General features: G+C 68.9%; 20 protein-coding genes. 10 read left to right on the forward strand and 10 right to left on the reverse strand.

The annotated features are described in order from the left end of the window. Positions 1–91: 91 nt before the first annotated feature. Positions 92–1,948 carry a DUF262 domain-containing protein gene (locus N0B31_RS06360; protein WP_260595015.1) on the forward strand — a complete coding sequence of 619 codons (1,857 nt, stop codon included), beginning with the start codon at positions 92–94 and terminating at the stop codon, positions 1,946–1,948. A gap of 61 nt (positions 1,949–2,009) precedes the next feature. After that, the gene (locus N0B31_RS06365; protein ID WP_260595016.1) at positions 2,010–2,420 is read left to right on the forward strand and encodes a hypothetical protein; all 411 of its coding nucleotides are present in this window, start codon (positions 2,010–2,012) and stop codon (positions 2,418–2,420) included. A 28-nt stretch (positions 2,421–2,448) separates the two neighbouring features. Here N0B31_RS06365 and N0B31_RS06370 read toward each other — a convergent pair whose 3' ends face one another. Both N0B31_RS06370 and N0B31_RS06375 read right to left on the reverse strand, forming a co-directional pair. Beyond that, complete coding sequence (locus N0B31_RS06370; RefSeq protein WP_260595017.1) at positions 2,449–3,042, reverse strand: DJ-1/PfpI family protein; 594 nt, start codon at positions 3,040–3,042, stop codon at positions 2,449–2,451. A 98-nt stretch (positions 3,043–3,140) separates the two neighbouring features. Continuing rightward, positions 3,141–3,932: an HAD-IIA family hydrolase gene (locus N0B31_RS06375; protein WP_260595018.1), complete on the reverse strand. Its 792-nt coding sequence runs from the start codon at positions 3,930–3,932 to the stop codon at positions 3,141–3,143. Positions 3,933–4,238: 306 nt separating this feature from the next. On the opposite strand from N0B31_RS06375, the gene N0B31_RS06380 reads away from it, so the two are divergent. The 3 genes from N0B31_RS06380 to N0B31_RS06390 all read left to right on the forward strand — a co-directional run bounded on the left by N0B31_RS06380 (position 4,239) and on the right by N0B31_RS06390 (position 6,572). Continuing rightward, positions 4,239–4,397, forward strand: coding sequence for a hypothetical protein (locus tag N0B31_RS06380; protein WP_260595019.1), 159 nt, complete (start codon positions 4,239–4,241; stop codon positions 4,395–4,397). A 96-nt stretch (positions 4,398–4,493) separates the two neighbouring features. Beyond that, positions 4,494–5,741, forward strand: coding sequence for a type III ribulose-bisphosphate carboxylase (gene rbcL, locus N0B31_RS06385; protein WP_260595020.1), 1,248 nt, complete (start codon positions 4,494–4,496; stop codon positions 5,739–5,741). A 42-nt stretch (positions 5,742–5,783) separates the two neighbouring features. Continuing rightward, a complete protein-coding gene (locus N0B31_RS06390; protein WP_260595021.1) occupies positions 5,784–6,572 on the forward strand; it encodes a class I SAM-dependent methyltransferase in 789 nt (262 codons plus the stop codon). Positions 6,573–6,626: 54 nt separating this feature from the next. Here N0B31_RS06390 and N0B31_RS06395 read toward each other — a convergent pair whose 3' ends face one another. Beyond that, positions 6,627–6,830 (reverse strand): DUF7835 family putative zinc beta-ribbon protein, encoded by a 204-nt coding sequence (locus N0B31_RS06395; protein ID WP_260595022.1) that lies wholly within the window; start codon positions 6,828–6,830, stop codon positions 6,627–6,629. Positions 6,831–7,111: 281 nt separating this feature from the next. On the opposite strand from N0B31_RS06395, the gene N0B31_RS06400 reads away from it, so the two are divergent. Both N0B31_RS06400 and N0B31_RS06405 read left to right on the forward strand, forming a co-directional pair. Continuing rightward, on the forward strand, positions 7,112–7,648 hold the full coding sequence (locus tag N0B31_RS06400; RefSeq protein ID WP_260595023.1) for an HIT family protein: 537 nt from the start codon (positions 7,112–7,114) through the stop codon (positions 7,646–7,648). A gap of 115 nt (positions 7,649–7,763) precedes the next feature. Continuing rightward, positions 7,764–8,708: a cation diffusion facilitator family transporter gene (locus tag N0B31_RS06405; protein ID WP_260595024.1), complete on the forward strand. Its 945-nt coding sequence runs from the start codon at positions 7,764–7,766 to the stop codon at positions 8,706–8,708. A 9-nt stretch (positions 8,709–8,717) separates the two neighbouring features. Here the strand turns inward: N0B31_RS06405 and N0B31_RS06410 are convergent, their stop codons facing one another. After that, entirely contained in the window at positions 8,718–9,041 is a 324-nt protein-coding gene (locus tag N0B31_RS06410; protein WP_260595025.1) for a hypothetical protein, read from the reverse strand. 127 nt (positions 9,042–9,168) lie between these two features. Here N0B31_RS06410 and N0B31_RS06415 point away from each other — a divergent pair, with 127 nt between their 5' ends. From N0B31_RS06415 to N0B31_RS06425, 3 genes are read left to right on the forward strand one after another with little or no spacing between them, the layout of a single operon-like run. Beyond that, a complete protein-coding gene (locus N0B31_RS06415; RefSeq protein WP_260595026.1) occupies positions 9,169–9,525 on the forward strand; it encodes an Hsp20/alpha crystallin family protein in 357 nt (118 codons plus the stop codon). Between the two features lie 11 nt (positions 9,526–9,536). Continuing rightward, positions 9,537–11,198, forward strand: coding sequence for an ABC1 kinase family protein (locus N0B31_RS06420; RefSeq protein ID WP_260595027.1), 1,662 nt, complete (start codon positions 9,537–9,539; stop codon positions 11,196–11,198). Positions 11,199–11,247: 49 nt separating this feature from the next. Then, on the forward strand, positions 11,248–12,309 hold the full coding sequence (locus tag N0B31_RS06425; protein ID WP_260595028.1) for an aminotransferase class I/II-fold pyridoxal phosphate-dependent enzyme: 1,062 nt from the start codon (positions 11,248–11,250) through the stop codon (positions 12,307–12,309). 30 nt (positions 12,310–12,339) lie between these two features. On the opposite strand, the gene N0B31_RS06430 is transcribed toward N0B31_RS06425, so the two are convergent. The 6 genes from N0B31_RS06430 to N0B31_RS06455 form a co-directional block, all read right to left on the reverse strand. Then, a complete protein-coding gene (locus N0B31_RS06430; RefSeq protein ID WP_260595029.1) occupies positions 12,340–13,503 on the reverse strand; it encodes a PAS domain-containing sensor histidine kinase in 1,164 nt (387 codons plus the stop codon). Between the two features lie 120 nt (positions 13,504–13,623). Next, positions 13,624–14,463, reverse strand: a complete 840-nt coding sequence (locus N0B31_RS06435) for a PspA/IM30 family protein (protein ID WP_260595030.1) — start codon at positions 14,461–14,463, stop codon at positions 13,624–13,626. Between the two features lie 81 nt (positions 14,464–14,544). Then, entirely contained in the window at positions 14,545–16,479 is a 1,935-nt protein-coding gene (thrS, locus tag N0B31_RS06440; protein WP_260595031.1) for a threonine--tRNA ligase, read from the reverse strand. A gap of 79 nt (positions 16,480–16,558) precedes the next feature. Next, on the reverse strand, positions 16,559–17,188 hold the full coding sequence (locus N0B31_RS06445) for an RAD55 family ATPase (protein WP_260595032.1): 630 nt from the start codon (positions 17,186–17,188) through the stop codon (positions 16,559–16,561). Between the two features lie 103 nt (positions 17,189–17,291). Further along, on the reverse strand, positions 17,292–17,762 hold the full coding sequence (locus tag N0B31_RS06450) for an HTH domain-containing protein (protein WP_260595033.1): 471 nt from the start codon (positions 17,760–17,762) through the stop codon (positions 17,292–17,294). A gap of 108 nt (positions 17,763–17,870) precedes the next feature. Further along, positions 17,871–19,568, reverse strand: a complete 1,698-nt coding sequence (locus N0B31_RS06455) for a class I adenylate-forming enzyme family protein (protein ID WP_260595034.1) — start codon at positions 19,566–19,568, stop codon at positions 17,871–17,873. Between the last annotated feature and the right edge of the window lie 105 nt (positions 19,569–19,673).

Raw genomic sequence — 19,673 nt, forward strand, 5'->3', positions numbered from 1 at the left:
GGCTGGCCCACCGAATCGCCGTGCCGTCTCGACTCCAATCTGACCGCAGTAGGTAGGGCTATGCGGGCGGTGTTCGACGTGCCCGCACGGTATGCGTGACTCCATCGCCAGCTACCTGAGCGAACTCAACGACGCCACGTTCCTCCCCGGTCTGCAGCGCGAGTTCGTCTGGTCGCCCGCACAGATCGAGGGGTTGTTCGACTCGCTGATACGGGACTACCCCGTCGGCCTCGTCATCACGTGGAACATCCGGCGGACCGAACGCGACCACGTCGCCTACGAGTTCATCCGCGACTACGTCGCCGGCGACGGGGCCGTCCCCGACGCGGTGTACGACGCCGGCTTCCAGCGGTACAACGAACCCGCCGACGCCGGTCGGTTCGACACCCTCGTCATCGACGGCCAGCAGCGACTCAACTCCGTGCTCGTCGGCCTGACCGGTAGCATCGCCCAGTACGTCGGGGGACGTGGACGCTCCCGGTCGGACGTGGCGAACTGGGAGCGACAGGTGCTCTGTGTCGACCTGTTCGGCCACCCCGACTACGACGAGCCATCGCTGGCCGGCGACTACACGTTCCGGTTCCGGCGCGCCGAGGGGTTCGGGAAGACCGACCGGTTCGGCTACGATGACGAGGACGGCACCCACCGGTTCTGGCACCCGCTGTCGGCGGTGGTGGACGAGAACGGCCGTATCGGGAGTGTCCGGAGTCTGCGCCGGGACGTGCGAGCCACCGTCGAGGACGCGTCGGTCGACGCCGACGAGGCGACTCGGGAGGAACTCCGGGACGTGGCCGTCGGCGTGGTGAACGACGTCGTCGACCGGGTGCTCGAACACCCCCTGCCCTCACACGAGGTTAGCCACGAGACCGAACACATCCGCGAGATATTCCAGCGCATCAACACGCAGGGCTCGGACCCGAAGCCGTACCAGTTGCTGCTCTCGAACCTGATGAGTTACTGGCCGTACCTCGAGGAGTCGGCTGGTCCACTGAACCCGAGGGCACGCATCGAGGAGTGGATAGAACGTTTCCAGCGCGAGTACCCCGGCTTCCAGCGGCAGACGACTCGACGGCTGTTCGTGCGGTACTCGTGTTACCTGCTGGGGCGTGACCTCGGTGGCGTCCGCAGCGTCGGGGAGTTCGAGCGCGCGGACTTCGACCGACTGCACGCGCTCTGGCGGGCCGAGGGTGACGACGACGACCCCTACGGCACGTTCGTCGGGAGTCTCGACAGGGCGTTCCAGACGCTCACGCAGGTGGGGTTGACGGGCGAGACGGTCGACAGTGGGGCCTACGTCGCCCTGCTGGCGAAGTTCTACTACGAACAGGACGGGGTCGTGGACGCGCCGAACCGGAACGCGGTCTTCCACTTATTCGCCCGACTGTTGTTGCTACGGGACTCGCACGGGACGCTCCGGCGGACGAAGGCCCGGGAGATGCTCGCCGCGCTCGAGCGCACGGACGAGTCGTTCGACACCTTCCCGGGCGAGTGGCTGTTCGAGTCCCTGAACGTCCAGCCGGCACCTGAGGACGTCCGTCGCGCCGTGAGTGAGGCCAGGGGCGCAGGAGCCGGGGAGGAGTTCGCCGACGCCGACGTCGCGGCCGTCCTCGGCCTGCTGGACGAGGCATACGCCGACGGCGACGTGGGCGAGATGGTCGTCGACCGTGTCTACCCACGGTCGATGGCACCAGCCGACGGCGTCGACCGGCTCGGCAACCTCCAGCTGGTCGAGGCGGAGACGGCCGCCGCGAGGACCGAGCCCGCCCCGGACGAGTGGCTCGGGACGCTCACCGACAACGAGCGGGTCCGAATCGAGGCTGGCAACCACTACCCCGAGGTCACCCCCGAACCGGACGCGTTCGAGGCGTTCGTCAAGGCCCGCGAGGAGGCCATCGTCGGCCACCTCGTCGACGAACTCGTGCTCGGCGACGCGGCGGCCACCGAGTAGCCCGCCACCGTGGCGGGCGGGGAGCGAAGGGTTCGATACTGCGGCAGACCTCTCACACGGTATGCAGGTCGCCACAGACAGCGAGCGCGAGCGAATCGCGCTGGGCCACGAGGTGGACTGGTCCCACACGAGCGTGGTGAAGTTCGAGCGACTCCCGGTCGCCGACGCGCGCACCCTGCTCGACGAGGGGTACGTCGACCCACAGGCGAGGGTCGGTGACTCGCCCACGATGGTGGAGATACTCGCGTTCTGTGAACGCTGGAGCGCCGAGTCACCCCAGACCGACGGCGAGACGAGTCTGCACGGGCGGGTCGTCGCCCCCGAGGACCCGGAGACTGGCGTCTACTTTGAGGGGGTCAGATACACCGGGCCGACCTCGGCCGAGTTCGTCCGGGCGTTCGCCGACACGTTCGCGACGGCCCAGTCGTTCATGCTGGAGAAAGACCTCCACGCGCGATGCTGGTTCCGGTAGGCGCTCGAAAAGCGTGACGTCGGGTGACTCAGTCGTCCGCCGCGGCCGGGGCTGCCCCGTGCTGTATCTCCGTACCGAGCACGTCGAGGAACTGCGCGATCCACTCGGGGTGGTCGGGCCACGCCTGTGCCGTGACGAGGTTGCCGTCGGTGACGACGCCGTCGACCCACGAGCACCCGGCGGCCTCCACCTCGGCACGGCAGGCGGGATACGCGCTCCCGGTCCGGCCCTCGAGGACGCCCGCGGCCGCGAGTATCTGCGGGCCGTGACAGATGGCCGCGACCGGCTTCTCGTGCTCGAAGAAGTGCCGGACCGTCTCGAGGACCTCGTCGTAGGTCCGGAGGTACTCGGGGGCTCGCCCGCCGGGTACCACGAGGCCGTCGTAGTCGGCGGGGGCCACCTCGCTCATCGTCGCGTTCAGTTCGAAGTCGTGTCCCCGGGTCTCGAGGTAGGTCTGGTCGCCACGGAAGTCGTGGACGGCCGTCTTGACCGTGTCTCCGGTCTCCTTCTCGGGGCAGACGGCGTGTACCTCGTGGCCGACCGCCTGCAGGGCCTGGAACGGCACCATGATCTCGTAGTCCTCCACGAAGTCACCGGCCAGTAGCAGCAGTTTCGCTGTCATTGGATTCCCTCGTGCCGCGTGGCACGCGTCACCGTACGACGCGGGGCGTCTCGGTTCTTTCGGTCGACTGTCACGCGAGCGAGAGCGACGACTGCGCCCTACGAGCCACCCACGTCGAGGACGCGGTCCACCTCGGCCAGCGAGTCGAGCACGTGGTCGGGGGTCACCGCGCTCCGTTCGACGTCCACGTCCGTCGCCACGCCCGTCCGGACGAGCACCTTCGTCATGCCCGCCGCCTCCCCGAGGGCTAGGTCCGTGTTCAGGCGGTCGCCGACGACGAGACACTCCTCGAGGGGCACGCCGAGCGCCTCGCGGGCCATCGCGACGGCCTCGGCCGAGGGCTTGCCGAGGACCCGGTCCGGTTCGCGTTCGAGGACGCCGGCGACGGCGTTCGTGATGGCGCCGGAGCCGGGGACCATCCGGTCGCCCGAGGCGGGGACGAGCCGGTCGGGGTCCGTCCCGAGGAACGTCGCCCCGTCCTTGCCGGCCCGGTAGGCGTCGGTCAACTGCCGGTAGTCGAAGGTCTCTGTCCACGAGGTGACCAGCACCTCCGCCGCATCGGTGTCGTCGGTCAGCGGCAGGTCGGCCGCCCGCAGTTGCTCGCGCAGGCCGGGCGCCCCGACGAGGTACGTCCGGTCGTCGGCGTGGTGTTCGCGGAGGTACTCGGTGGTCACGGTGCCCGCGGACAGCACCTCCTCGACCGTTGCCTCGACCCCCATCCCGGCCAGCCGTTCCACGTAGTCGACCCGCGTCTTCGTCGGGTTGTTCGAGAAGAACAGGACGTTCAGGCCCCGGTCACGCAGCCGTTCGATGGCCGCGGGCGCGCCCTCGATGGCCGACCCGCCGCGGTAGACGGTTCCGTCCAGGTCGAGGACGACACCACGGTACATGGTGGTGATTGGTCGGGGGCGAACGGGAAGGTTGCGGTTCCGGTGATGGGGTCGAGGGCGCTCTCGGTCGCTCTGGACAGCGTCACCGAAGGCTCCCGTTCGTCCGAGACGCGTCGCTTGAGCCGCCGACAGGGCGGTCTGGAGGCGTCGCTACCCGGCTCCTCATCGCTGGCGCAGAGGCGTGCCAGCCCGCAGACATCTCTGGATGGGCGGCGCTGACTCGCTCGCACCCGAGTGGCCCGTGTGACAGCTACCCACGTTAACGTCTGACATAGGTTTATATACTGGCCGCCCACGGTGTGTGGTATGCTACGACAAGACACGCCGTACGTGTACGGCGACGAGGTACCGGGCGTCGCGCTCTCCGAGGAGGCGAGCGGCGAGAGCGAGCGGGTCATCGTGGACGGCGCGGTGATGTCGTACCGGTCCTACCGGCGGCGTGGGGACGGTGTGGCGGGCGACTGACCCCGCCTCGTGGCTCGGACTCTCGGAGCGACCGAACCCACCGAGCCCCTGCCCCGCCGCCAACACCTTTGAGGGGGGCCGTCGTACTCCGTCGGCATGGGTATCGCGTACGAGGACTTCCTCGACGAGTCGTACGAACCGGCCGCGGACGACCTGGTCTGTGAGTTCCACATCCAGCCCGGACAGGGCTTGACGATGGGCGAGGCCGCCGCGCGCGTCGCCAGCGAATCTTCCAACGGGACGTGGGCGGCGCTCTCGCCCGAGTCCGACGTCCGGAGCTACTCCGCCCACGCGTTCGACGTGGCCGAGGACGGTTCCGTCCGGGTGGCGTACCCGGCCGCCCTGTTCGAGGCCGGCAGCATGCCCCAGATCCTCTCCTGCATCGCCGGGAACATCATGGGGATGAAGGCCGTCGACACCATCCGACTCGCCGACTGCGAGTGGCCCGAGGCGCTCACGAAGGGGTTCCCCGGCCCGCAGTACGGGTCGGCCGTGCTCACGGAGATACTGGAGGCCGAGGACCGACCCGCGCTCGCGACCGTCCCGAAGCCGAAGGTGGGACTCTCGACGGAGGAGCACGCACAGATCGGCTACGACGCGTGGGTCGGCGGCGTCGACCTCCTGAAGGACGACGAGAACCTCACCGACCAGAACTTCAACCCGTTCGAGGAGCGGGTGACCCAGTCGCTGGAGATGCGTGACCGGGCCGAGAGCGAGACGGGCGAGAAGAAGGACTACCTCGTCAACGTCACGGCCGAGACGGACGAGATGGTCCGTCGGGCGGAGTACGTGGCCGACCACGGCGGCCGGTTCGTGATGGTCGACGTGGTCACCGCCGGGTGGGCAGCAGTCCAGACCGTCCGACGCCGCACGGAGGACCTCGACGTCGCCATCCACGCCCACCGGGCGATGCACGCGGCGTTCGATCGGCTGCCACAGCACGGCGTCTCGATGCGGGTCCTCGCGCAGGTGTCGCGGCTCTGTGGCGTCGACCACCTCCACACCGGGACCGCCGGGTTCGGCAAACTCGAGAACGAGGACACGGTCGGCATCAACGAGTGGCTCCGGTCGGACCTGCACGGCCTCCGGGACGTGGTGCCGGTCACCTCCGGCGGCCTCCATCCCGGCATCGTCGACAGCGTCCTCGACGCCACGGGCGACCGGGTCATCGTCCAGGCGGGTGGCGGCATCCACGGCCACCCGGACGGCACCGAGGCCGGCGCCCGGGCGCTCCGGGCGGCAGTCGAGGCCTACGGCGAGGGCGTGAGCCTCGAGACGAAGGCGGAGACGTCACCGGCGCTCGCCGTCGCGCTCGAGAAGTGGGGCCGCGACTCCCCGCGGTAGACCGACGGGTACTTGCGCGCCGGGGCGTTCGTCCCCGTTCCCGTGTCCCCCGACGACGACCCCGCGACCCGGTTCAGCGGCACCGAACGCTACTACGCCGAGCACCGGCCGGGCTACGGTGAGGCCGCCGTCGAGTACGTCGTCGACCGGTTCGGCGTCGACGGCGACGCCACCGTCCTCGACCTCGGGTGTGGCGCCGGGCAACTCACACTCCCGCTCGCGGCCCACGCCGGCCGGGTGCTCGGGATTGACCCGAACCCCGAGATGCTCGCGGCGGGGCGCGAGCGTGCGGCGGCCGCTGGCGTCGAGACCGTCGAGTGGGTCGAAGGCTCGGACGCGGACATCGACGCGGGACTCGGGCCACTGCGGCTGAGGACCATCGGCCGCGCGTTCCACTGGATGGACCGCGACCGGACGCTCGACACCCTTCGTCGGCTCACGGACCCCGACGGGGGCGTCGCGCTGTTCGGCGACCGCGAGGCGCTCCACCGCGGGCGGGGCGAGTGGTGGGTGGTGGCACACGAGACGGTGAGCGAGTACCTCCAGGACCTGCCGGAGCGCGAGACGGGTGAGGTCGAGTACGAGGAGCCCCACGCGGCGGTGCTCGAACGGAACGGCTACCGCGACGTGACGGAACGCGAGTTCGAGGTCGAACGCGAGTGGACCGTCGACGGCGTGATCGGCTACGTGTTCTCCCTCTCGTTCGCCTCGCGCGCGACGTTCGGCGACGACGCCGAAGCGTTCGAAGCGGGACTCCGCGACCGACTCCTGGCGCTCGACCCCCCGTTCGCGGAGGAGGTCAGCGTGGGCGTCGTCTCGGGTCGAGTGTAGCGGCGCTCCGCGGCGCGCGACGTGAACGAGTTCGGGTGGCAGAAACGGGCAGACTCAGGCGTTGTTCATCCGAATGGCGTCCTCCGTCCCACACGCTCGACAGGTCGCGACGCGGTACGGCTCGCGGGAGAAGGCCGCGTTCTCCCGTTTCTCGGACTCGGTTCGGATCTCGATGGCGACGGCGTGCGGGGTCGGTCGGCCGCACTCCGCACACTCCTCTTCGACGTCGCCGTCGACCGCGGTCGGCTCGACTGTCATCACCCGCTCGTACTCGGGAGCAGGACATAAACCAGGACCTCCGTTGCGAACGTTTTCAGACGATTTTGCGGTGAAATCGGAGGCATTGAACCGTCTCGAACCGTTCTGTGGGAGACGCGGGGCGAACGGTAGCAGGACCGTTCAGCGGCGTCGACGGGCCTGAACGGCCGACAGATACTTGTACGATTGTCGGACCTGCGGCCCGACGGCAGGGGTGAGGAGACCGACCCCGAAGCCGACACTCGACACACGCACTAAGTGTCGGGGTGCGTAGGGGGAGCATGGACCAGCTGTTCGCGCCGTGGCGCATCGAGTGGGTCGAACGTGACGACCGGAACGAGAGCATCGACGGCTGTCCCTTCTGTGTCCTGCCGGAGCGCGAAGACGCCCGCGAGTCCCGGGTCGTCGCCGCGAACGACCGGGCGTTCGTCCTGCTGAACAACTACCCGTACAACCCCGGCCACGTGATGGTCATCCCGAACACGCACACTGGGGACTACCGCGACCTGGACGAGCGGACGCTGGTGGCACACGCCAGGCTGAAACAGCGGACGTTCGACGCGCTCGACGACGCGCTCTCCCCCGCCGGGTTCAACGCGGGCCTGAACCTCGGGAGCGCCGCGGGCGGGTCCATCGGTGAGCACCTCCACACCCACGTCGTCCCGCGGTGGGCTGGTGACACCAACTTCATGCCCGTCCTCTCTGACACGAAGGTCATCGTCGAGGCGGTGGACGCGACGTTCGAACGGCTGCACGAGGCGTTCGCCGCACAGCCCGGCGCGAGCGGCGGCCCGACCGAGACGGTCCGGTTCGACTGAACGACGTTGCGTCCCGACGAACGCGCCGATTAGAGGTGGCGAAACACCCGATTAGATGCCCGAGCGGACCGCTGACGCCCGAAGGGCATTTGTCGGGGGCTCGCCAACGTCCGGCGTGGACCGACGGACCGCGCTCCGGCGAGTGGGACTCCTCGTGCTGGGTGCCAACCTCGTCCTGGTGCTCGCGAAGGCCGCCGTCTACGGGCTGACCGGGAGCCTCGCCGTCGGGTCCGAGGCCGTCAACAGTCTCGCGGACACGGTGTACAGTCTCGTCGTCCTGGGCGGCCTCTACCTGACCACGCAACCGCCTGACTTCGAGCACCCGCACGGTCACGAGCGCATCGAACCGTTCGTCTCGCTGTTCGTCGCGCTGGGCGTGTTCGCCGCGGGTGGACTCGTCCTCTGGCAGGCCGGCCGGAGCGTCCTCTCGGGAGACGTCGCGGTCGGGGCCGGCGGCCCCGCCGTGGGCGTCCTCGTCTTCGCCGCGCTCGTCAAGTACGGGCTGTTCCGCTACGTCCTGCGGATCGCCGGCGAGTACCACTCCCCGGCGCTGCGGGCGACGGCGCTGGACAACCGCAACGACATCCTCACCGCCGGCGCGGCGCTGGTGGGCGTCCTCGGTGCGGCCGCGGGCTTCCCGCTGCTGGACCCGCTTGCCGCCGGGGTCGTCGCGTTCGGCATCCTCTACACCGGTTACGACATCGTCCGTGACAACGTGGGCTACCTCGTCGGCTCCGCCCCGCCGGAGGACCTCCGGGCCGAGATCGTGCGGCGCGCGCTCTCGCACCCCGAGGTGCGGGGCGCCCACGACGTCGTGGCACACTACGTCGGCCCCGAGGTGGACGTCTCGCTCCACATCGAGGTCGAGGGGGAACGGACGCTGCTGGAGGCCCACGACATCGAGACGGCGGTGGTCGAGTCCATCCGCGAACTCCCCGGTATCGACGACGTGTTCGTCCACGTCGACCCGCGCGAGGCCGGGGAGTGGAAGCCGGACCACGAGGTCGACCGACTCGCCGGCGACGGAGCGGGTGAGTCGGGGTCGGCGGAGTCCCGCTGATGCGACCGCTCAGCGGGTGACGAGGACCGTCGACTCCAGCAGACTCAGTATCGGCTCCTCACCCTCTGTCGGGTCGACCGTGACGACGGCCGAGGCCCCCCCGCCGTCGAGGTGACACTCCACGGTGACCCGGCCGTCGTGATCGGGGAGGGGGACGGTGGCCGTCTCGCCAGCCGCCACGCGGACGAGGTGGGCGGTCGGACGCCCGTCGCCCCCGTCGACGAGGACCGTGGCGGTGCGGGTGTCGGAGCCGGGGTTGACGAGGCGGAGCGGCGGGGGATGGCGGGGCGCCGGTCGGGAGGCCGTCTCGCGGCGGTGGACGGGGAGGGGCATCTGGTGGTACTCTTGTCACTGTACGGGTAAGTGTTTTCTCCCCTCGACAGCGGCTACCACGCGCCTCGGGCGGAGAGAGACGGCCGGATTCGGGGCCTTTTTCGACGTGGCTGTCGTAGGGACGTCAATGTCAGCGCTTCGCGATGCCCTGCGCGACCTGCCCGACGCGGTGTTCGCGGACCTCCTCGAGTCGGAGGAGGCCTACCTCGTCGTCCTCGACCTCCCCGGCGTGAGCGCGGACACGCTCGACGTGACCGTGGACCGTGGTCGCCTCCGCATCGAGGCCCGACGCGAGAAGTCCCTCCCCAGCGAGTACCGGTACCTCACGGAGGATCGCTCGCTGTTCCTCGACGCCGAACTCCCCCTGCCCCCGGACGCCACCGGCGACGGCGCCGAGGCCACGATGCGCAAGGGAGTGCTCGAACTCCACCTCCCGAAGTCCCGTGGTGACGCCGGAACGCACGTCGAAGTGACGGACGCGTAGAGGGACACCGAGTGGCACTCCTCCGCGCGTACCGACGGTTCTTCGTCGTCGCCTACCAGTTCCTGCCGCTGTTGCTCGCCTACGCGAGGGACCGCAAGCGGTTCCTCTTCTTCGGCAGCGGCCGCACCGTCGACTCGGCGACCCGTCGGCGTCGGGCACAGAGACTCCTCGAGTCGATGCTCACGCTCGGCCCGACGTTCATCAAACTCGGGCAACTGCTCTCGACGCGCCCGGACGTCCTCCCCCCGGAGTACGTCGAGGAGTTCGAGCAGTTACAGGACAACGTCCCGCCCGCCGAGTGGTCGCAGGCGAAGCAGGTCCTCGAGGAGGACCTCGGCCCCATCGACGAGCGGTTCGCCGAGTTCGACACCGAGGCCATCTCCGGTGCCTCGCTCGGGCAGGTCTACACCGCGAAGGTCGACGGCCAGCCAGTCGCCGTCAAGATCCGTCGCCCCGGTATCGAGGAGCTCGTCAGCGCCGACCTCCGGGTCATCCGCTTCTCCATCCCCATCCTGATGCGGTTCGTCGACGAGGCCCGGTCGTTCTCGCTGGAGACGCTGGCCGACGAGTTCGAGAAGACCATCACCGAGGAGATGGACTACGCCCGCGAGCGCGAGATGCTCGAGGGCGTTCGGGGGAACTTCGTCGACGAGCCGAAGATACGCATCCCACGGTCGGTGCCGAGTCACTCCTCCGGGCGCGTCCTCACGATGGAGTACGTCCCTGGCACCAAGATATCGGAGCTGGACGACCTCGACGAACTCGGCGTCGACCGGCACGAACTCGCCGAGCGGCTCCAGCGGTCGTACCTCCAGATGCTCATCGTCGACGGCGTCTTCCACGCCGACCCCCACCCCGGCAACCTCGCGGTACAGGACGACGGGACCATCGTCTTCTACGACTTCGGGATGTCCGGCCGGGTCGACTCGTTCATCCAGGAGAAGATCGTCGACTTCTACGCCGCCGTCGCCGCGCAGGACATCGACCGCATCCTCGATACGCTCATCGAGATGGGGACGCTCTCGCCGACGGCCGACCGCGAGTTGATGAGCGACATCATGGAACTCGCCATCCAGGACGCCCGCGGCGACGACATCGAGCAGTACCGGGTGAACCAGATCGTGAACCAGGTCGAGGACACCATCTACGAGTTCCCGCTGCGCCTGCCGCCGAACCTCGCGCTCGTCCTCCGGGTCGCCACCGTGGTCGAGGGCGTCTGCGTGACCCTCGACCCCGACTTCGACTTCATCGCCGTCGCCACGGCGTACCTCCGTGAGAACGGCTTCCTCGAGGACTCCGCCCGGCAGTTCGTCGAGGACCGCGCCCGCGAGGCACGCCAGTCCGTCGAGTCCGTCTTCCGCACGCCACCGAAACTGGAGACCGCACTCGACAAGGTCAACCGCGACAACCTCGCCGTCGAGGCGACGCTCGTCGACGACCGCAACGTCTTCGACCGCCTCGCCAAGCGCCTCATCCTCGGGCTGTTGCTGACCGGGACCGTCCTCTCGACAGCCATCCTCTACGCGTTCTCGGCCCCGACCGCGGCCATCGTGCCCGGCGTCGGTACCGTCGTCGTCGCTGTCCTGTTGCTCCTCTCGTTCCGCAGCCGCCGGGGCATCCGCGCGACGCCGCAGTTCACCCGACAGAGCATGCGTGAACGGCGGGAGGACTGACTCGCCGCTCGGTGGGCAGGCCTATCGTCCGCCGGGCCGGGTTGTCGGTATGGACGTCGCCCCCTTCGAACTCGAGCGGTTCTTCGCCGAACACGAACACGGCAACCTGATGCTCGCCGAGTCGGGTATCCGCCCGCTCCCGGCGAGTGAGTTCGACCTCGACCCCGGCGAACTCGGCTACACCATCCCGACCGCCGGTGACCCCGACCTCCGCGCCCGCGTCGCAGAGCGCTACGACCGGCCCGCCGCGGAGGTGCTGTTCACCTGCGGGACGCAGGAGGCGAACTTCCTCGTGTTCGCCTCCCTGCTGGAGCCGTCCGACCACGTCGTCGTCGTGACCCCGACCTACCAGTCGCTGTACGCGCTTCCCGAGGCGCTCGCGGACGTGACCCGCGTCGAACTCTCCGGCCCCGACTGGTCGCTGGACCCCGACCGGGTCGCCGAGGCGATGCGACCGGAGACGGCACTGGTCGTCATCAACAACCCGAACAACCCGACCGGCCGGTACCACGACGCGGATACGGTCAGGGCCGTCTACGAGACGGCGGCCGACCACGGTGCCTACCTGCTGGGCGACGAGGTGTACCGACTGCTCGCGGCCGACCCGCTCCCACCGGTGGCGTCGCTCGGCGAGTACGGCGTCAGCACGACCGGCCTCTCCAAGGCGTTCGGCCTCGCCGGCCTCAGGTTCGGCTGGGTCGCCGGCGACGCCGACCTCGTCGCGGGCGCCGCGCGGTGGAAGGACTACACCACCATCGCGCCCCCGAAGGTGAGCCAGCACGTCGCCCGGCAGGTGTTCGACCGGGAGGCGGTGCTGCTCGAACGCAACCGCGAGCACGCCGCCGAGAACCGCGCCCTGTTGCGCTCCTTCCTCGACGAGCACGACTGCTCGTGGTACGAAGGGGTCGGCGTCAACGCCTTCCCCGAAGTCCCAGCTGGCTTCGAGTCGGGGCTGGAATTCTGCGAGGCGCTCGTCGAGGCCGAAGGCGTGGTGCTCGCACCGGGTGGCGCGTTCGGCCACCCCGACCGGTTCCGCGTCGGCTTCGGCGGCCCGACCGACGAGCTGGTGGCCGGACTGGACCGTCTGGGGCGGTTCCTCGACGGTCGCTGACCGTCGCACCACGGGTCCGTGGTCGCCGGCTCAGTCGGGGGCCGTCGGGTCCCTGACCTGCACCTCGAACCGCGCCCCACCCGACGGGCCCGCGACCGCCGCGACGTCCCAGCCGTGTGCCTCCACGATGTCCTCGACGATGGCGAGGCCGAACCCGGTCCCGCCATCGCCCGTGGTGTAGCCCGACTCGAACACCTCGTCCCGGATCTCCTCGGGGATGCCGGGGCCGTCGTCCTCGACGTAGAACCCGACGCACTCGCCGTCCGCCTCGAGCGTCCCGACGGTGACCGCCACCCTCGGGGTGGCGCTCCCCCTGGTATCGTCCCCGATGGGGACGCGGGAGGTGGTCCCGTGCTCGACGGCGTCCTGCCGGGCCTGCGAGGCAGGCCTCCTGGAGCCGTGCTCCACGGCGTTCCGGAAGAGGTTCTCGAACAGTTCGCGGAGACGACGCGGGTCGGCCTCGAACGTGGCGTCACCCGTGACGTGGAGTTCGCTCTCGCCCGTCTCGACGCTCGCCCAGCCCTGTCGGGCGACGGTGGCGAGTTCGACGAGTTCCGGCTCGCCGACGGCACGGCCGGCCCGCGCCAGCGTCAGCAGGTCCTCGATGAGGTCGTACATCCGCTTGTGGGCTCTCGCCACCTGCTCGAGGTCGTCGTTGTCCACCTCGAGTCGTGCCAGCGAGAGGTAGCCCTCGGCCACCGTGAGCGGGTTGCGCAGGTCGTGGCTGACGACGCTCGCGAACTCCTCGAGGCGCTCGTTCTGCCGCTCGAGTTCCTGACGTGCCCGGCGCTCGGAGATGTCACGCCCGGTCGCGACGGCGCCGGCGACACCGCCGCTGTCGTCCAGCACCGCACCGACGAACTCGTAGGGGACCGGCTGCCCGGCGGCGTCGACGAGCACCGTCTCGATGACGGACTGGTCCTGCTCCCCTTCGAAGAGGTTCCGGACCCACTTCTCGACCCGGGTGCGTTCGTCTTCGACGACGAGTTCACCGGGGTCGAGCGAGGCGAGTTCCGCGTCGTCGTAGCCCGTCGCCGTCGTGGCGTGCTGGTTCCACCAGACCAGCCGTCCGGTCGGGTCGAAGACGAACACCGTCTCCGGCACCGCGTCGAGGACCCGTTCACCGAACATGCGGGCACCTAGCGACCGCTCCGGCGAGGCCTCCTGTAGGCGGTGTTCGTCTTCTTCGTTCACGTCTACTCACCCAACCACCGCGAGTCTCGTCGAACATTTGCAACCGCACCGAGATATACGTACCGCACCGGAGTGACAGTTGTCACGCCGGGACTGTCGTTCCCGCGGTCCGGTGCGCGACTACTGCTCTTCCTCGCTCAGTTCCTCGAGTTCGGCCTCGACCGCCTCCTCGTCCACGTCGGCCGGTTCGGCCTCCGTGTCCGTGTCGGCGTCCACGGTCTCGACCTCGCTGTCGGCCTCGCGCTCGGTCGGCGCCGGCGACTCCTTGCCCATCTCGGCACGGAGCGTGTCCAGTTCGGCCTCCACCTCGCTGTTCGAGCGCATCTCGCGGAGTTCGCGGTCCAGTTCGTCCTCGCCGCTCAGCGCCTGGTCGAACGCGCCCGTGTCGGCGAGTTCGTCCATCGCCTCGGCGCGCGCCTCCATCTCCTCGGTCCGCTCGCGCGACCGCTCGATGGCGCGCGCGGTGTCCTCCATCTCGTCGCCGACACCGGAGAGCGCCTCGGAGACACGCGTCGACGCCTCGGCCGCCTCGTAGCGGGCCTTCATCGTCTCCTTCTCCGTGCGGAACCGCTCGATGCGGTCCTGCAGCTCGTTCTTCTTCTCGACGAGGGTGTCCTGCGTCTCCTGCAGGTCGGCGATCTGGACCTCCAGTTCCTCGATCTGGGCCATCTTCTGCTGTTTCTTCTCGAGGGCCTGCCGGGCGAGGTCCTCGCGGTCGTGGCGCACGGCCTCGCGAGCCTGCTCGTTGTGTTTCTCGACGTTCTCCTCGAGCCGTCGGCGCTGTATCTCGAGGCGCTTCTTCTGCGTCGTGAGGTCCGCGATACCCTTCTTCACGTCCTGTAGCTCGTCACGCATCTTCTCGTAACTGTAGTCGAGCGTCTCCGACGGGTCCTCGGCCCGGTTGAGGAGGGCGTTCAGTTTCGACCGGATGACGTACGACGCCCGAGAGAGGATTCCCATAGCCGGGGTAGGTGTCGGCGCCGTATAAAGTCTGACCGCTCGGGCCGGCCGGGACGGGCTCCCGAAGACCCACGGGGCGTCTCAGTCCGCGAGGAAGTCCGGTGCGACCCGCTTCTCGTCGCGCTCTGCCTCGAGGTGGTCGTAGAACGTCTCCGGGTCGACGTCCTTCGTCTCGCGTTCCTGCCGGTCCCGCACGGAGACCGTGCCGGCCTCCTGCTCGTTGTCGCCGACGATGAGCATGTACGGCAGGCGGTCCTCGTGGGCGCCGCGGATCTTCCGGCCGACCGTCTGGTCGCGGTCCTCGACCGTCGCGCGGACCCCCCGTTCCTGCAGCGCGTTCTTCACCCGGTGGGCGTAGCCGAGGTTCTCGTCGCTCACGGGGAGGACGCGGACCTGCTCGGGCGCGAGCCAGAGCGGGAACTTCCCGTCGAAGTGCTCGATGACGACGCCCATGAACCGCTCGAACGAGCCGAGCAGTGCACGGTGGATCATCACCGGTCGGTGCTCCTCGTTGTCCTCGCCCGTGTAGGTCAGGTCGAGGCGCTCGGGGATGTTGAAGTCGAGCTGGACCGTGCCGACCGTCCACTCGCGGCCGAGCGCGTCGACGGCGTTGATGCCGATCTTCGGGCCGTAGAACGCGGCCTCGCCGTGGTCCGTCTCGTAGTCCAGTCCCTCCGAGTCGAGCGCCTCACGGAGCGCGTCGGTCGCCTGCGCCCAGATCTCGTCGGAGCCGACGGCGTTGTCGCCCTGCGTCTCGAGGACGTACTTCACGTCGAGGTCCACGTCGCCGTAGATCTCCTCGATGACGCGGAGCGCGTCGACGATCTCCCCGCGGATCTGGTCCGGGCGGACGAACGCGTGGCCGTCGTCCTGCGTGAACCCGCGGACCCGCAGCATCCCGGAGAGTTCGCCGGACTGCTCGTTGCGGTAGCAGGTGCCGAACTCGGAGAACCGGATGGGCAGGTCGCGGTAGGAGTGTTTCTGCCGGTCGAAGATGTACGCGTGGTTCGCGCAGTTCATCGGCTTCAGGCCGTACTCGGTGTCGTCCTGCTCCCAGTTGAACATCTCACCCTGCGCGGTGAAGTTCTCGTAGTGTCCCGTCGGCTTCCAGAGCTCGGCCTTGTTGAGCTCCGGCGTCCAGACCTCCTCGTAGCCGAGTTCCGTGTTCTTCCCGCGGATGTACTCCTCCAGTTCCCGCCGGATGGTCATCCCGTTGGGGTGGAAGTGGACACAGCCGGGTGAGTGCTCGGGGACCGAGAACAGATCCATCTCCCGGCCGATCTTGCGGTGGTCGCGCTTCTTGGCCTCCTCGCGCCGCTCGAGGTACTCCTCGAGGTCCTTCTCGGTGGGGAACGCCGTCCCGTGGACGCGCGTCAGCGTGTCGTTCTCCTCGTCGCCGCGCCAGTACGCGGCGGAGATGTCGAGGAGTTTGAACCCGCCGACCTCGCCCGTGCTGTCGACGTGGGGGCCCTGACAGAGGTCCTCCCAGCCGTCCTGCTTGTAGAACGTGACCGTCTCCTCACCGGCCGCCTCCGTCTCCAGGATCTCGCGCTTGTACTCGTTGTCGGCGTACGACTCGAACGCGTCCTCGCGCGAGCGCTCCTCGCGGACGATGTCGTAGTCCGCCTCGACGATGTCGCGCATCTCGGCCTCGATGGCCTCGAGGTCCGACTCGTCGAGGTCCACGTCCGTCACGTCGTAGTAGAACCCGTCGTCCGTCGGGGGGCCGATGGTGAGCTTCGCCTCGGGGTGGAGTCGCTGGAGTGCCTGTGCGAAGACGTGGGCCGCCGAGTGCCGGAGGACCCGGAGGTACTCGTCGGACTGGTCGGTGACGATGACGAGATTGGCGTCCTCGTGCAGTGGCGTGTTGCGGTCGACCAGTTCGCCGTCGACCACGCCGGCGACCGTGTCCTTCCCGAGTCCGGGTCCGATCTCGTAGGCCACGTCCTCCACCGTCGACCCCGCCTCGACCGAGAGGACGGAGCCGTCGGGCAACGTGATAGCGACCTCGCTCATACTCGCAGGGAGTCGGGTGTCGGGGATAAGTGTGTTGAGACGGGGGGAACACCGCACACGGACCGGCGCCCGCCGGCGGTCAGGCGATGTTCTTCGAGGCGTCGACGACGGCTTTCTGCCCGAGGTCGAGTTTGATGACCTCGTCGATGGCCCGGCGCGACCGGTACTTCGGGACCGTGAGGCGCGTCTCGATGCCTTTCGACTCCACCACCACGTCCAGCTCCCACACGACGTCCGCCATCGTGAGCGTCGTCTCTCGCCGGTCCGGTACCGTCTCCTGTTCGGTGCAGTAGAGCAGCGCGATACAGCCGGTGTCGAGGAGGTAGTCCTTCAGCCCGTTCAGCAGGTCGACGTACTGCCCGGTGCTCGTGTTCGCCTCCACGGGCGTCATCGGGTCGACGATGACGTGCCGTTCACCGGTCATGTTGCCGATGGCCTCCTTGATACGTCTGGCGGGCCGGTCCACGCCGACGTGTGCCACCTCCACGTCCCCCCAGAGCAGTTCGTCCAGTTCCTCCTCGACCGCCCTGGTGCTCCGGTACGTGCTCAGGTAGAGCCACGACCGGTCCTCCATGAACTCGTAGAACAGCGGGTTCACCTGACTCGCGGGCGAGGCGACGAGACTCGTCAGACTCCCCGGTCGCAGCCCACCGTCCAGGTGTCGGTCCAGCATCCTGATTCCCGTCGAGACTCGGTCCACGTGTGTCACCTACCGACAGACATGCGTCAGACACGTATCAATCTTCGTGAGTTTCTTCTCGTTCTGAAGATGCCCGTGAGACCGTCGCCTGCACGGGGGAAACGCCCACCCATCAGGGCCGGATGTCGGCCGCTCTCGGCCCCATCTCTGGAGACTCCAGTAGCTCACCCACGACCTCGCGGACGCCGCGGTGTCTCCCGCCGTCGAGGTGGGGTGCCACCCAGACGATCTCGCCGTCCCGCGAGGCGACGACCAGCGGCGACGGGAGCCTGAGCGCCGTGCGCGGGCGACCCACGAGCGTGTCCGTCTCGACCTGCTCGAAGCCGGGGAGGTCGACACCTCGCTCGGTCGCCCACCGCCGGATCTCGGCCACCTGCTCACGGAGGGCTTCGGCGGCGGGCATCCCCGCAATCGGCGACGTCAGTGGGAGCGCATCCCCCCAGACCCGCACCTCGAGGGAGACCTGCTCGTCGTCCGCGAGGTGGTCGAGCCACACTGCGACGTCCTCGTGGGCGGGGGCCGCGGTTCTGGGTTCCAGCGAGCGCACGAAGAGGTCGAACTCGTACCGGGTGTCCGGGGTCATACCCGGGGTGTATCTATCGCTGGATTTGAACGTTGCTCCGAACGGTACGGACCACTCCCGACCGCTACAGAGCCGACCCGAGCGAGCGATGGGGCCGACGATCCCGACTCAGAGCGTCTCGCTCGGCGAGAGCGGCCCGTCCAGTCGCTCGGCCGCCGCCGCCTCCAGTTTGTACCGCTGGACCTTCTGCGTGCCCGACCGCGGCAGTTCGTCGACGACGAAGACGCGCCGGGGGTGGGCGTAGGTCGGCACCCGTTCGAGTGCGAACCTCCGGACCGCCTCCTCGCTCACGGACTCGGGGTCGACGCCCGGTTCGAGGACCACGAACGCGACCGGCGCCTCGCCTTTCACCTCGTGCGGGACGGCGACGACGGCGGCCGCCTGCACTTCCGGGTGGTCGAACAGGGCGTTCTCCACCTCGGCTGGGTAGACGTTCTCCCCGCCGACGATGAGCATGTCGTCGACCCGGTCGACCATCCAGAGGAACCGGTCCTCGTCGACGCGAGCGATGTCGCCGGTGTAGAACCACTCGGCTTCACGTCGGGGCTCGTCGCTCGGTTCGTCCCGGCCGAACACCTCGGCGTTCTTCTCCGGCAGGCCGTCGTATCCCGCGAACACCTGCGGGCCGCGAACGGCCATCTCCCCCGTGACGGCCTCCTCGTCGTCGAAGTCGAGTTCATCACTGATGTCGACGGCCGCGGTGGGGTCGAGCAGGTGCTCGCTCACCCGCACCTCGCGGGTGGCCGGGTCGACGAGCCGGATCTCCATGTCGGGCACCGGCTGGCCGATACATCCAGCGGCGGTGTGGACGCCGTAGGCGCTCCCCGTCGTCCCCGCGGGCGTAGTCTCGGTCATCCCCCACCCCTCCACGAGCGGCGTGTCGAACACCGACTCGATGCGCCGACGGGTGTCGTCGGCGAGCGGTGCCGCGCCACACCCGACCGACTCGATGGACGAGAGGTCGTACGCGTCGGGGTCCGACTCGTACTCCTGCACCATCTCGACGAAGATAGCGGGGATGCCCGCGAACGAGGTCACCTCGTACTCCGTGATGGCCGACAGCAGCGACTGGGCGACCGGGAGCGTCTTCAGGACCACCGTCGCGCCGTTGTAGAGGTTCGTCAGCATCACCGTCGAGAGCCCGTACATGTGGAACAGCGGCAGGACGAGCAACGTCACGTCGTCCTCTGGGTCGAACCCCGACCGGGAGGTGTAGGACTGTGCCGTCGCCAGCAGGTTCCGGTGGGTCGTGAGCACGCCCTTCGGGTCACCGGTCGTCCCCGACGTGTAACACTGGAGCGCCACGTCCTCGAACCCACGTTCTGGCCGGTCGAACTCGGGGCTCGCCCCGTCGACCAGCTCGTCGTAATCGAGCAGTTCATCGCCGTCAGCCTCACCACCGCCCGGGATCCACGTCTCCGGCGCGTGCGGGGCGAGGTCCGTCACGACGCTCGGGAACACCGCGGAAGCCACGAGCACCGACACGTCCGCGTCGCCGAGGATGTACGTCAGTCGGTCCACGTCCATCCTGTGGTTCAGCGGGACGGCGACGGCTCCGGCCTTCAGCGCGCCGAAGAACGTCTCCGGGAACTGTAGCGAGTTCTCGACGTACAGCGCGACCCGGTCGCCCGGCCCGACCCCGCGGTCGGTCAGCGCGTTCGCCACCCGGTTCGACCGCGACTCGAGTTCCCTGTAGCTGTACTCCTCGCCCCGGTACTCGAAGGCGAGTTTCTCGCCGTAGCGTGTGGCCCCCATCGACGGGACGTCACCGACGTGTCGGAGCGGCGCCTGCTCGTGGTACTTCATGTGTCAACAACCCACACTACGTGGCGTATAACTCTTCGCCCGTCGTTCGATGGTCCGCACACGCTCGAGCGGGACGGCCCACGGCGCCGGAACCGTTAGGTGTCG

It is taken from the genome of Salinirubellus salinus (assembly GCF_025231485.1).
Lineage (GTDB): Archaea > Halobacteriota > Halobacteria > Halobacteriales > Haloarculaceae > Salinirubellus > Salinirubellus salinus.

Bases quoted from the DNA above. Each gene is read 5' to 3' on its own strand.
- N0B31_RS06360 (WP_260595015.1), top strand. From the start codon at position 92: ATGCGTGACTCCATCGCCAGCTACCTGAGCGAACTCAACGACGCCACG.
- N0B31_RS06365 (WP_260595016.1), top strand. From the start codon at position 2,010: ATGCAGGTCGCCACAGACAGCGAGCGCGAGCGAATCGCGCTGGGCCAC.
- N0B31_RS06370 (WP_260595017.1), bottom strand. From the start codon at position 3,042: ATGACAGCGAAACTGCTGCTACTGGCCGGTGACTTCGTGGAGGACTAC.
- N0B31_RS06375 (WP_260595018.1), bottom strand. From the start codon at position 3,932: ATGTACCGTGGTGTCGTCCTCGACCTGGACGGAACCGTCTACCGCGGC.
- N0B31_RS06380 (WP_260595019.1), top strand. From the start codon at position 4,239: ATGCTACGACAAGACACGCCGTACGTGTACGGCGACGAGGTACCGGGC.
- rbcL (WP_260595020.1), top strand. From the start codon at position 4,494: ATGGGTATCGCGTACGAGGACTTCCTCGACGAGTCGTACGAACCGGCC.
- N0B31_RS06395 (WP_260595022.1), bottom strand. From the start codon at position 6,830: ATGACAGTCGAGCCGACCGCGGTCGACGGCGACGTCGAAGAGGAGTGT.
- N0B31_RS06400 (WP_260595023.1), top strand. From the start codon at position 7,112: ATGGACCAGCTGTTCGCGCCGTGGCGCATCGAGTGGGTCGAACGTGAC.
- N0B31_RS06410 (WP_260595025.1), bottom strand. From the start codon at position 9,041: ATGCCCCTCCCCGTCCACCGCCGCGAGACGGCCTCCCGACCGGCGCCC.
- N0B31_RS06415 (WP_260595026.1), top strand. From the start codon at position 9,169: ATGTCAGCGCTTCGCGATGCCCTGCGCGACCTGCCCGACGCGGTGTTC.
- N0B31_RS06425 (WP_260595028.1), top strand. From the start codon at position 11,248: ATGGACGTCGCCCCCTTCGAACTCGAGCGGTTCTTCGCCGAACACGAA.
- N0B31_RS06435 (WP_260595030.1), bottom strand. From the start codon at position 14,463: ATGGGAATCCTCTCTCGGGCGTCGTACGTCATCCGGTCGAAACTGAAC.
- thrS (WP_260595031.1), bottom strand. From the start codon at position 16,479: ATGAGCGAGGTCGCTATCACGTTGCCCGACGGCTCCGTCCTCTCGGTC.
- N0B31_RS06450 (WP_260595033.1), bottom strand. From the start codon at position 17,762: ATGACCCCGGACACCCGGTACGAGTTCGACCTCTTCGTGCGCTCGCTG.
- N0B31_RS06455 (WP_260595034.1), bottom strand. From the start codon at position 19,568: ATGAAGTACCACGAGCAGGCGCCGCTCCGACACGTCGGTGACGTCCCG.